This is a genomic window from Shouchella tritolerans, assembly GCF_025770735.1.
In the GTDB taxonomy this organism is placed as follows: Bacteria; Bacillota; Bacilli; order Bacillales; family Bacillaceae_D; genus Shouchella; species Shouchella tritolerans.
In genome coordinates, this window is record NZ_JAODPB010000003.1 from 222809 (window position 1) to 235270 (window position 12462).

Annotated in this window: 9 protein-coding genes; all 9 read left to right on the forward strand. The window is 46.0% G+C overall.

All coding sequences use genetic code 11. The features are described from left to right. The first annotated feature begins 22 nt into the window (after positions 1 to 22). Positions 23 to 967 carry a carbohydrate ABC transporter permease gene (locus N6H06_RS11510; RefSeq protein WP_062748741.1) on the forward strand — a complete coding sequence of 315 codons (945 nt, stop codon included), beginning with the start codon at positions 23 to 25 and terminating at the stop codon, positions 965 to 967. Between the two features lie 4 nt (positions 968 to 971). Further along, positions 972 to 1814: a carbohydrate ABC transporter permease gene (locus tag N6H06_RS11515; protein ID WP_094424123.1), complete on the forward strand. Its 843-nt coding sequence runs from the start codon at positions 972 to 974 to the stop codon at positions 1812 to 1814. A 20-nt stretch (positions 1815 to 1834) separates the two neighbouring features. After that, positions 1835 to 3133: a Gfo/Idh/MocA family protein gene (locus N6H06_RS11520; RefSeq protein WP_213029097.1), complete on the forward strand. Its 1299-nt coding sequence runs from the start codon at positions 1835 to 1837 to the stop codon at positions 3131 to 3133. 239 nt (positions 3134 to 3372) lie between these two features. After that, on the forward strand, positions 3373 to 6177 hold the full coding sequence (locus tag N6H06_RS11525; RefSeq protein ID WP_263706661.1) for a rhamnogalacturonan lyase family protein: 2805 nt from the start codon (positions 3373 to 3375) through the stop codon (positions 6175 to 6177). 90 nt (positions 6178 to 6267) lie between these two features. Continuing rightward, positions 6268 to 7566, forward strand: a complete 1299-nt coding sequence (locus tag N6H06_RS11530) for an ABC transporter substrate-binding protein (RefSeq protein WP_263706662.1) — start codon at positions 6268 to 6270, stop codon at positions 7564 to 7566. Positions 7567 to 7587: 21 nt separating this feature from the next. Next, positions 7588 to 8523, forward strand: a complete 936-nt coding sequence (locus N6H06_RS11535; protein ID WP_062748733.1) for a carbohydrate ABC transporter permease — start codon at positions 7588 to 7590, stop codon at positions 8521 to 8523. Further along, on the forward strand, positions 8520 to 9362 hold the full coding sequence (locus N6H06_RS11540; RefSeq protein WP_263706663.1) for a carbohydrate ABC transporter permease: 843 nt from the start codon (positions 8520 to 8522) through the stop codon (positions 9360 to 9362). Before N6H06_RS11535 ends, N6H06_RS11540 begins: the two co-directional genes overlap by 4 nt. A gap of 202 nt (positions 9363 to 9564) precedes the next feature. Continuing rightward, a complete protein-coding gene (gene arfA / locus N6H06_RS11545; RefSeq protein WP_318527550.1) occupies positions 9565 to 11076 on the forward strand; it encodes an arabinosylfuranosidase ArfA in 1512 nt (503 codons plus the stop codon). A gap of 99 nt (positions 11077 to 11175) precedes the next feature. Further along, positions 11176 to 12441 carry an extracellular solute-binding protein gene (locus tag N6H06_RS11550; RefSeq protein WP_263706664.1) on the forward strand — a complete coding sequence of 422 codons (1266 nt, stop codon included), beginning with the start codon at positions 11176 to 11178 and terminating at the stop codon, positions 12439 to 12441. Positions 12442 to 12462 lie beyond the last annotated feature (21 nt).

Genomic DNA, 12462 nt, shown 5'->3' on the forward strand with positions numbered 1-12462 from the left:
GTGGATGATAAAGGAGAGACGAATGAAACCATCAGAAACGATAAAAGCCGCGTATCCGCCGAACAGAAAAACAAGCGCGAAATGGCGCGTTTGGAAACAGTATTTAGTCGGATTTGCCTTTATTTCTCCATGGCTAGTCGGGTTTTTAGGATTTGTCATTGGCCCGATGATCGCTTCGCTTTATTACTCATTCACTGATTTTGATATGTTGACGAGCCCTAATTGGGTTGGCTTGGACAATTATATCACGATGTTTACCAATGATCCGAGGTTCCGTACTTCCATAACGGTCACGCTTCTTTTCGTGTTTGTGTCAACGCCAATTAAACTAGCGTTTGCCTTGTTGATTGCAATGCTGTTTAACAATAAACGAAAAGGGTCAGGGTTTTATACGACGCTGTTTTATATTCCTTCCATTATCGGCGGCAGTGTTGCCGTAGCTGTGATGTGGCGCCAGTTATTCGGCGGACAAGGAGCAATCAATGATATTTTGCTGTTTTTCGGCGTAGAAGGGAAAAGTTGGATTGCCAGCCCCGACCATGCCTTAATGGTGTTGATCTTGCTTGTCATTTGGCAATTTGGTTCTCCTATGATCATTTTTTTGGCAGGGCTTAGGCAAATTCCCGAAGAGTTATATGAAGCAGCGTCCGTTGATGGCGCCGGGAAGTTTCGCAAATTCCTGTCCATCACGATTCCATTGCTTACGCCTGTCATTTTCTTTAATTTGATTATGCAAATGATTGGTGCTTTTCTCGTTTTTACACAAGCATTTGTGACAACGCAAGGCGGCCCTCTTGACCGCACGCTGTTTTACGCTTTGTATCTCTATGAACGAGCGTTTACCAATTATGAAATGGGCTATGCTTCGGCGATGGCCTGGACGTTGCTCATTGTGATTGCGGTTGTCACAGGATTGCTTTTTTATAGCTCGAAAAAATGGGTGTTTTATGAATCAGAGAAAGGGTGAGCAGGTGAAAACGAAAAGGAGGTTCAAAACGTTTCTATATCACTTTACTGTTCTGCTGTTTGGTTTTTTTATGCTTTACCCCGTGCTTTGGATGATCAGCAGCTCCGTAAAGCCACCTGCAGAAATCTTCCAGCAGGCTGCTTCTTTGCTGCCGTCTGCTTTTCATTGGGACAATTATGTAGAAGGTTGGAAAGGGTTTGGCAGCGTTGGCTTTGACCAAATTTTCCGCAACTCACTCTTTGTATCAAGCATGAACATCATCGGTGCCTTGATTTCATCTTCATTTGTCGCGTTCGGGTTTGCACGCTTGAAATTTCCGCTAAAGAATGTATTGTTTGCTTGTTTAATTGGAACGTTGATGCTTCCAATGCAAATCACGCTTATTCCCCAATACATTCTTTTTAATTACTTTGGCTGGGTCAATACGTTTTTGCCACTAATTGTCCCTGCCTTTGTAGGCGGCACGCCGTTTTTTATCTTCTTAATGGTTCAATTCATTCGTGGTATCCCAAGAGAACTGGATGAAGCGGCTGTCATTGATGGTTGCTCAACCTTTGGCATCTTCTGGCGGATTATTATGCCTTTGTGCAAGCCGGTGCTTGTCACCGTTACGATTTTTGCGTTCTTATGGAGTTGGGATGACTTTTTTGGTGGGTTGATTTATTTGAATGACCCGTCACTCTATACGGTAGGGCTTGGGCTTGCCAGTTTTCTTGATTCTACTAGCGCATCGTCATGGGGACCGCTTCTGGCAATGGCGACACTGTCCCTCGTTCCCCAGTTTATCGTGTTTCTATTCTTCCAAAAATACCTGATCCAAGGGATTGCGACAACTGGAATCAAATAATGATTAATAGGAGAATCATCATGAAAAGAATTGCTGTTTGCGGGCTAAGCAATCGGGCCCTTTCCATGTTTATCAAGCCTGTGTTAGAGCGTTATTCGAATGTGGCTTCCATTGTTGCCTTGCTTGATCAAGATCCAAAGCGTAGGCAAATTGTTGCGAATGACTATCCCGAACTGGCGGGGGTGCGGTTTTTTCTGCCTGAAGCGTTCGCGAGCATGGTTGAAAGTGAACAGGTGGATACGTTGATTGTCACAAGCAGAGACGATACCCATATCGCTTATATTTTGCAAGGCCTTGCTTATGATTTAGATGTTGTTTGTGAAAAGCCGATGGTAACAACTGCAGCCGATGCCCGGCGTGTGCTCGAGGCTGAAAAAGCAAGCAAAGGTACGGTAACAGTTACTTTTAACTATCGCTACAATCCGATTCATTTAAAAATCAAGGAAATGGTCGCGAGCGGAAAACTAGGAAAGATTACTTCAGTCGACTTGAACTGGTACATTGATACGTATCACGGGGCAAGCTATTTTAAGCGCTGGAATCGAATGAGGGCGTTCTCAGGCGGATTGTCGATCCATAAATCAACCCATCATTTTGATCTTGTTAATTGGTGGTTAGCGCAAAGTCCGAAAGAAGTGTTTGCCTATGGCAACCTCCATTATTATGGACAACAGTCCGTGTGGAACCCAAGTAAACAAAATGGGCGCCATTGCGGAACTTGTACAGAAACAGATAAGTGCGCTTATTATGCTCGTTGGTTTGGGCGATCTACCAATCATGCAATAAAGGATGATCATTTGTTGGCTGGTCAAAATATGGATGCATATAGCAACTATCGTCCCGATGCCTGCATCTTTGATGAGGAAATTGAGATTGAAGATACGTATACGGTTGCCGCACTGTATGAACATGGCGTCCTTCTTTCGTACTCAGTCAACTTTTCCCTACCTTATGAAGGGTACAGGTTAGCGATCAACGGGACAGGGGGGCGCTTGGAAACGCAGGAGTACCATGCACCGGCACGCATCCCTTTTCCTGTTCCAGAACAACAAGTTATTGACTTTTATCCCCTTTTCGGAGCAAAGGAAACGATTTACGTAGTCGAACAGGAAGGCGGGCATGGAGGAGGAGATACTCTTATTCAAGAAGAGATTTTTCTAGGAGAAAGGAGGCATCGTCCTTACCGTGTATTGGCAGGAGCAGAGGCGGGCGCTCTGGCAGTTGCCATGGGGGAAGGCGTTTGGCGCTCAGTAAAAGAAAAGAAGCCGATTAAAGTGAATGAATTGCTGCATGCAAGTCCTACTACCTCACCAGATTAGTAGTGAAAAGGAGTACATTTAACGGAGTGGAAATTATACGGGGCAACCGATGACATAAGCAAAACTATTTTTCTATAGTCTGAAGGCAGGGGCTTATAATGACCACTGTCTTTTTTCGCGGCCAAAAAAGCTAAGTTCGGAAACTGAGAGCGAGGAACCGTATTTAATAAGACCGATAGATAGCAGTTCGTTATTCTAATGGATAAATAAGGTTTTTTCTAACGAAAGGAGGAGCATGGATGGCGTTTTACTTTCGGAACATAGCTGTTGTACTCATCTGTCTGGCATTGTGTTTGCCTTTGTCAAAAAATGAACAAGCTGTAGCAAATGGGCAACCAGACTACCTGAATGTCGTCATCACGGAAGTGACAGGTGACTCAGTTACGTTGGAATGGAACAAACTAGAAGGGGCAGATTCCTATAAAGTTTACTGGACCAATAAAGACACGGATTCGATGGAATACGAAGAAATAGCCGAGACGGAAGAACAGAGATTTGTGTTTAACGGCTCGACCCATATCAATCACTTTTTTAAAGTCGCTCCTATCAAAAACGGCGATGAAGGAAAGCGCTCTTCCACTGTAAAATCCCCTGTGGAAAAGCAGTTCGATGTGCAATTGGAAGCGCTTGACCGTGGCTTAGTAGCGGTTGATACAGGAGAAGGCGTTTTTTTGAGTTGGCGGCTGTTGAAAGAAGAAGCGGTCGGCTATTCTGACCATGGATTGGTCGGCACGGTTTTTAACGTTTACCGTGATGGGCAATTTCTTGAAAAGGTAACCGACAGCACTAACTATTTGGATGAGCAAGGAACGTCATCATCTAGTTATTATGTAAGCGCTATCAACAGTGGGGAGGAAGAGGCGAGTGACGTTGTTCATCCGTGGGAAAACGGCTATTACGACTTGCCGTTGCAAAAGCCTGAGGATGGTGTAACGCCTGCAGGAGAAGCGTACACGTACCATGCCAATGACATGAGTGTCGGCGATGTCAATGGCGATGGCCAGTATGAGTTTTTTGTGAAATGGGAACCGACAAATTCTAAAGACGTGTCGCAAAAAGGATACACCGGACACACCTATATTGATGCCTATACATTGACTGGCGATTTGCTATACCGGATAGACTTAGGCAAAAACATCCGTTCCGGTGCCCATTACACGCAACTGCTTGTTTATGATTTTGATGGCGACGGCAAGGCGGAACTTATGTTTAAAACCGCACCAGGGACAAAGGTGATCACATTCACTGGGGATGGCAAAGTCGAATCGGAAACGTACATTACGATGCCACAAGAAGATGTGGAGGCAGGTTATAGCCATGAAGACGATTACCGGATGAGTGCCGATGACTATTATGCCCATGTGGTCGAGATGTTTATGGGCTGGCATGCGCATGAAGAAGTGAAAAACGGCAATTGGCCAGAGACGCTTGAAGAGGCTTTCGGGATCGAACCGATGTATGACTATCCTTTAAGCCGCGGAGATGCGGAGGCGTTAGCGGATTATTTTATCGATGAATACGCCCCTTCGAGAAGCGCGAACAACCAATTGCGGGATTTTGAAGGTTTTATCGTTGAAGGTCCTGAGTATTTGACGGTGTTTGCAGGTGAGACAGGACAGGAATTACAAACGATCCATTATAAGCCAGGGAGAGAAGACGATGGCCTTATGTGGGGCGACTATGCGATGAACCGAATTGAACCAGGTAATCGTGTTGATCGCTTTTTAGCAGGGGTTGCATACTTGGATGGCGAAAAGCCTTCTGCTATTTTTGCCAGAGGCTATTACACAAGGACAACACTTGTTGCCTATGACTGGGACGGCGAACAATTGCACGAGAATTGGTTTGTTGACAGCGGTTGGACACCGATGGAAAACCCGTTTCAAGATTCACCCCATGGCGTAGACGGAACCAATGACGAATACGCCACCCTCACCACACAAGGGGCACACTCATTAAGCGTTGCCGATGTCGACGGGGATGGCAAACATGAAATTATTTATGGGGCCGCAACGATTGACGATGACGGGACGCTCTTGTATAGCTCGTTTGCTGAATTGCCTCCTGAAAGTGCAGCTCCAGGTGAAATGGCAAGATTAGGCCACGGCGATGCCCTTCATGTTGCTGACATTGATCCAGACAGACCAGGGTTGGAATCGTTTATGGTTTTTGAAGGGGCCCAGTATGCGCCGTATGGCTTTGCTTTACGAGATGCGCGTACAGGCGATGTCCTTTACGGAGAGTATAGCGGCCAAGACACTGGCCGAGGGATGGTTGGCGATGTCATCCCTGGCGAGCGCGGCCTCGAAACGTGGGCGGTCGGCTTATATAGCGCATCAGGCAAGCGTTTGAACACCGAGCAGCCAGGAACAAACATGAATATTAAATGGTCCCCTGACATGACCACACAAATTGTCAATGGAGCGCTTGACGAGACACCGACGATTGATGATTGGCAAAGGGGGCGTTTGTTGACTGCGGAAGGGACAAGGACAAACAACGGGACGAAAGGCAATCCTTCCCTTGTTGCTGACATTTTTGGCGATTGGCGGGAAGAACTTCTCGTCCGCACAGAAGATAGTTCTGCGATTCGTATTTATATGAACACAGAACCAACAGACCGAAAACTGTACACGTTGATGCATGATACCCAATACCGAACGGGGATTGCTTGGCAAAATGTTACTTACAACCAGCCTTCTTATCCGAGCTTCTACTTTGCTTCGGATATTGATTGGGCGTATGTGCCATTGCTCAATGAACATGGAGAAGACCGATTCGCTTTTTTGGAAAAAGCAACAGAAGCGTTTATTGTGGCGGGCGAAGTTCAAGGCCCACTCGTTGTCCAGCTTAACCAATCCATTAAGCAGGCAAAGCATCACAACGAAGCAGGGCGGACGGAGCAAGCGCTCTTATTTGTCGACAAGTATAAGCGCCATTTGCATAACAGGGCAAACGAACGCCATGTATCGAAAGAAGCGAAAGAACAACTAAATCAACATGCCGAAACAGTCGAGCAACAGTGGGAATCAGGCCAAAAATAACTGTGGTATACAGACAAGCCGTGTGAGAAACGGATCTGAGCAGCCGCGCCCGTCGAGGGACGTGAACACGGAATACAAGGAGGAGTTGTTGTGAAAAAAAAGCGGAGCACTGTTCTTTATTCGGCATTGGCCCTATCGGCCCTTGCAGTAACAGGTTGCCAAGTTGGAACAGGAGGAGAAGACAACGGTTCGACCGCCAGCGGCGACAATGTTTTACGGGTTGCGTGGTGGGGCGGGCAGGAGCGCCACACAATGACACTTGAAGTGATCGATCTGTTTGAAGAAAAATATCCTGATATAACGGTTGAACCAGAGTATACGAGCTGGGACAACTATTGGGAGCGGCTAACGACACAAGCAGCAGGAAGCAACTTGCCCGATGTCGTCCAATTAGACTACACCAAAATGAACGAGTACATTTCCAGAAATTTATTAAAAGATTTGGCCTCTCTAATTGAGGACGGCTCCATTGATTTGTCCAATGTGGATGATGTCTACCAAGATGTCAATACGATCGACGATGCCGTATACGGGATTTCACTCGGCTCCAATGCCCTTGGCATGCTTTACAACGCCGAACTGTTTGCCGAACATGGCATTGAGCTAGACGAAGGTTATACGTACGACGATATGAAAGCAGCGATGCTGGAATTAAAAAGCGCACTTGGCGATGGCTTTTATGGCTACGACTTTAATAACACTGAGTTTGACCTGTTTTTTGCCTATGCAAGGCAGAATGGCGAAAGCGTGTTTAATGAAACAGGCGAAGGGCTTGGCTACTCTGATGAAACGCTCGTTTCTTATTTTCAATTTATCCAAGGAATGATCGAAGACGAAGCAGCGCCGCCCCATGAATTAACGATGGAATATATTCAAGGCGGGGATTCAACGATTGCAGACGGCACGACAAGCATGTTGCTGATTGCGAGCAACCAGATTATTGGGCAGCAGGCGTTAACAGAAGCAGAATTGGATTTGAAATCGCTTCCTGAAATGGAAGGGGGAACGGAAGGCAACTGGGTAAGGCCAAGCATGTCGTTCGCCATTAGCGAGCATACGAACCAAGAAGAAAATGCCGCGCTGTTTATTGACTTTATAACAAATGATCCTGAGGCAAATGAAATCCTCCAGGCTGAGCGGGGCGTGCCGATTTCAGCTGAGATCCGTTCCCATCTTGAGGGCAAAGTCTCGCCAGAAGTGGAAAAAACGTTTGCGTACTTAGAATATGTAGCTGAGAACTCGGCGCCAGCCGATCCGCTGCCCCCACCTGGTGAGAGTGAAGTGCGCGCTGCCTTCTTACGGGTCGTGGAGTCGTTGAAATATGGGCAAACCACACCGGAAGATGGAGCCGAACAGTTTCGCCAGCAAGCAGAATCGATCTTAAAGTAAGCATCGGAACAGGAGGCCAAGATGAGACCTACGCAAAGCACCATTCAACCTTCTCTCAAACGAAAATCACTGAAAGGATCGTTTCGCAACGATTTCGTTGCCTACTTGATCATTTCCCCTTGGCTAATTGGCTTTTTAGGGTTAGTCATAGGGCCGATGCTGGCATCTCTTTATTTTTCGTTTACGAATTATGACATGCTTTCCCCTGCAGTTTGGACAGGACTCGACAATTACAAAAACGTGTTGTTCAATGACCCGCGTTTTGTCCAGTCTTTAAAAGTCACGCTCATATTCGTGTTTGTCTCTACGCCTCTAAAGCTGATTTTTGCCCTATTGCTAGCGCTGCTCTTTAATACGGGGAGAAAAGGGACAGGGTTGTTTACGACGATTTATTACATTCCCTCCATCATTGGGGGGAGTGTGGCGATCGCCGTTGTGTGGCGCCAGCTATTTGGCCGAGAAGGGGCAATTAATACGTTATTTGCCTCTGTTGGCCTTGATGGCATCAATTGGCTCGGCGATCCGTCATACGCGCTATCGATTTTAATTGTGCTTGTCGTTTGGCAATTTGGTTCGCCGCTCATTATCTTTTTGGCAGGGCTGCGGCAAATTCCGCTGGAGCTTTATGAAGCGGCAAGCGTTGATGGTGCGTCTACATTAACTCGTTTCTTTCGGATCACGCTGCCGATGTTGACACCGGTTATTTTCTTTAATTTAATCATGCAAACAATTGGAGCGTTTATGACATTTACACAAGCGTTTTTAATTACAAACGGTGGACCAATGGATGCGACCAATTTTTATGCGGTCTATTTATATGAAACGGCATTTGAGCATTTACGGATGGGCTATGCGTCGGCAATGGCATGGATTCTGCTTGTCATCATTGGCGTGATTACGCTTATTTTGTTTGCGACGTCCAAATATTGGGTGCATTATGAGGGGGGAAGCAAATGAAGAAGCGGACCAAAACGGCGGATGCGATTTATTATACGTTTGTCGTTTTATTCGGTTTTGTCATGCTGTATCCAATCTTATGGATGGTGGCAAGCTCTTTAAAAACGCAAACAGAGATTTTTGGCAACGCCGCTTCGTTATGGCCTGGCGAATTTTTGTGGGAAAACTATACAAAAGGCTGGGAAGGGTTTGGGCGAACTGGATTTGACGTCTATTTTTCTAACTCTATTTTTATTACGGCTTTGTCTGTCATAGGCGCCATTCTGTCTTCGAGCATTGTCGCCTACGGCTTTGCGCGCTTGCAGTTTCGCTTTAAAAAAATCTTATTTGCTTGCTTGCTCGGCACGGTAATGTTGCCTGTGCAAATAACATTAATACCGCAATACATCATGTTCCATAACATCGGTTGGGTCAATACGTTTTACCCGCTAATCGTTCCCGCTTTTTTAGGGGGCACGCCTTTTTTCATTTTCCTGCTCATCCAGTTTATCCGCGGCATTCCACGGGAACTAGATGAGGCGGCTATCATTGACGGATGCTCGACGTTTGGGATTTTTTGGCGGATCATTCTGCCTTTAATCAAACCAGCGCTTGTGACTGTCGCCATTTTTGCTTTTATGTGGGCATGGGATGATTTTCTTGCTCCGTTAATTTATTTAAATAGTGCTGACATCCAAACCGTCTCGCTAGGGCTGAGAAACTTTATGGATGCAGAAGGGGGCACATCGTGGGGACCGCTCTTGGCGATGTCGACTTTATCGCTATTGCCTCAATTTATCATCTTCTTGTTTTTCCAAAAGCACTTGGTTGAGGGCATTGCGACAACTGGGCTTAAATAAATAGAAGCGCCGTTTAAGGGGAATGTTTGGCTTACATTGTTATTCAAAAAAGAATCCATTACATGGGTTCTTTTTTTCGTTTGTTTTAAATTTCGCGTTGACGGGTGGAAAAGGCGGGCGTATAATTCACATAAAGTAATATAAATGTTTTTGATTAACATTTTTATTAACTATAATTGCAATCGCTTACAAGGAGGCGCACATGAATCAATTGAAAAAAGGGAAGATGTCTATTGATCCGCTATTTCAGATTGGCAAAGTCGACGAACGCATTTACGGCTCTTTTATTGAACATTTAGGCAGAGCTGTTTATGGCGGTATTTATGAACCTGGGCATCAGGATGCTGGAGAAGATGGATTTCGCCAAGATGTCATTGATCTTGTAAAAGAACTAAATGTCCCAATTGTCCGTTATCCTGGAGGAAACATGGTTTCTGGATACAATTGGGAAGATGGGGTTGGGCCAATTGAAAAGAGGCCAAAAAAGCTAGAATTGGCTTGGCGTGTGCTTGAACCAAACAAAGTTGGTACAAACGAATTTGCTGAGTGGGCAAAACGCGCGAACACAGAAGTAATGATGGCTGTCAATCTAGGCACAAGGGGGGCAGATGCTGCCAGAAATCTAGTGGAATACTGCAATCATCCTGGCGGCAGTTATTATAGTGATTTGCGAATCAGCCATGGTGTGAAACAGCCACACCGCATTAAAACATGGTGCTTAGGCAATGAAATGGATGGCCCTTGGCAAATTGGTCACAAGACTGCTGATGAATACGGCAGGCTTGCTGTAGAGACAGCAAAAGCAATGAAGCTGGTAGATCCAACGATTGAACTGGTGGCGTGTGGCAGTTCCAACATTGATATGCCGACATTTCCCGAGTGGGAAGCGACAACGCTTGATTATACGTATGATGAAGTCGATTATATTTCATTGCACCAATATTATGGAAATGCCTCAGGCGACTCAGCTAGCTACTTAGCAAAGACGTTGGAAATGGACCGTTTTATCGCTACAGTGATTGCCACTTGTGATTATATAAAGGCAAAAAAGCGCAGCAAGAAAACAATGTACTTAAGCTTTGATGAATGGAATGTCTGGTACCATTCCCGGGAAGCAGACAAAGCGATTGAGCCTTGGACGGTAGCGCCGCCACAGCTCGAGGACGTCTACAATTTTGAAGACGCGCTGTTAGTCGGGTCGATGCTAATGAGTTTCTTGCGGCGAGCTGACCGCGTCAAAATCGCCTGTATGGCGCAACTTGTAAACGTCATCGCTCCAATCATGACAGAGACAGGCGGGCCGTCTTGGCGGCAAACGATTTTTTACCCATTTATGCATGTCTCTCTTTATGGGAGAGGCACTTCTCTTCAGCCAGTTGTACAGACGCCTACCTACGATACCAATAAGTATACAGATGTGCCGCAGCTTGATAGCGCTGTCGTCCATAATGAAGAGGAGAAGACGTTGACCATTTTTGCACTAAACCGCCATTTGCATGATGGCCTCGATCTTGAAATCGACGTGCGCGGCTTTGAACATTATCAGATCGTTGCTCATACGGTTCTTGAGCACAGCGATTTAAAAGCAGTTAACACAAAAGAATATCAGCCTGTTAAACCACACGATCAAGGGCAGTCAACATTGAAGGATGGCAAGCTGGAAGCCCGTTTGCCTCATGCATCGTGGCATGTGATTCGCTTGAAACAACAATAGGGCATGAAAGGCCGCTTGCGTGCAGCTAGGCGGCTTTCTAACCAATTGACATGAAAGCGTTTTCTGAATAATGCCCGTTTTAGAAAGGAGCTGGTCAATATGAAGCGTGTTTTTGGCAAGTTCGCTGTCTTAGCAAGCGCGGCACTCCTTCTTGGCGCCTGTGCCCAGACAACAGGGACAACTGGTGATGGCAGGATGAAACTCGATTATTGGGTGTTTTTTTCAGGTGGCGATTTGTCGTATATGGAAGCAATTGTTGATGACTATAACAATAGTCAAGATGAAGTGTACATTGACATGATTCTGCAAGATTGGGATGACTATTATACGAAAGTGGTCACGAGCGTAGCAGCCGATAGAGGGCCAGATATTGCCGTCTCTCACGCAGCAACGCTTCCACAACTTATGAATCAAGGATTGCTAGAACCTGTAGAACCGATTATGGCGGAGAAAGAATTTGATTTTGAGTTATTTCCAGCCAACATCCGTGAAGCGGTTGAAGTGGAAGGCGCTGCTTATGCAGTGCCAATCGACACACACCCGTTCATCCTGTATATTAACAACGACTTAGCGGAAGAAGCTGGGCTGTTGGATGAAGATGGCCGCCCTAAAATAGAAGAGTCGCCTGAAGGCTTTAAAGCATTTTTTCAACAAGCAAAGGAAGTGCTTCCTGATAAAACGCCGCTTTCCATTTCAACGGGAGGGGTTGATGTGTACCGCTGGTGGTGGACGGTTTATTTTCAAATGGGAGGCACACCGATTTTTTCCGATGACTTGCGGGAACCAGAAATTACGCTTGATCGGGAAATTGCAATCGAAGCAGCTACCTATATTCACAGCTTCTTCGGGGATGTGATCCCGATGCACATTGGCGATTTTTATGAAACGTTCCAGGCTGGAAATGCTGTCGGTTTGATGACAGGCGTGTGGGCGACTGGGATTTGGGAAGGGAGCGACATGAACTTTACAGCCGTTCCTTTGCCTCAATCTTTTGAAGTCGAAGCGGCACAAGGAGACTCCCATACGTTGATTATCCCTATAAAAGAAGAGCAAACAGCAGAGAGACAACAAGCGATTGCCGAATTCATTGCCTATGTTAGCGATCGCGGCGCCGATTGGGCGAAAGCAGGCCATATCCCGGCTAGAACGGACGTTGTCGCTTCGCCTGAGTTCCAACAACAGCCTTTTCGCTCCGAATATGCTGAAGTAGCATCAAAAGTCGTTTTTACCGATAAGACGATTTACCAAAACCCTGCTGAGACGGATATGGTGCGGGCGCTTGATGAAGTTATGAGCAATCGCCTGACCCCAGAAGAAGGCATTGATCAGATGTTCGAGGCATTACGTATCACCACGCGCCAATAATTCTGACTCATATGAAGGAGG

What these genes read in the sequence shown, in the direction of transcription:
- N6H06_RS11510 (WP_062748741.1), top strand. Translation starts at nt 23, where the DNA reads ATGAAACCATCAGAAACGATAAAAGCCGCGTATCCGCCGAACAGAAAA.
- N6H06_RS11520 (WP_213029097.1), top strand. Translation starts at nt 1,835, where the DNA reads ATGAAAAGAATTGCTGTTTGCGGGCTAAGCAATCGGGCCCTTTCCATG.
- N6H06_RS11525 (WP_263706661.1), top strand. Translation starts at nt 3,373, where the DNA reads ATGGCGTTTTACTTTCGGAACATAGCTGTTGTACTCATCTGTCTGGCA.
- N6H06_RS11535 (WP_062748733.1), top strand. Translation starts at nt 7,588, where the DNA reads ATGAGACCTACGCAAAGCACCATTCAACCTTCTCTCAAACGAAAATCA.
- N6H06_RS11540 (WP_263706663.1), top strand. Translation starts at nt 8,520, where the DNA reads ATGAAGAAGCGGACCAAAACGGCGGATGCGATTTATTATACGTTTGTC.
- arfA (WP_318527550.1), top strand. Translation starts at nt 9,565, where the DNA reads ATGAATCAATTGAAAAAAGGGAAGATGTCTATTGATCCGCTATTTCAG.
- N6H06_RS11550 (WP_263706664.1), top strand. Translation starts at nt 11,176, where the DNA reads ATGAAGCGTGTTTTTGGCAAGTTCGCTGTCTTAGCAAGCGCGGCACTC.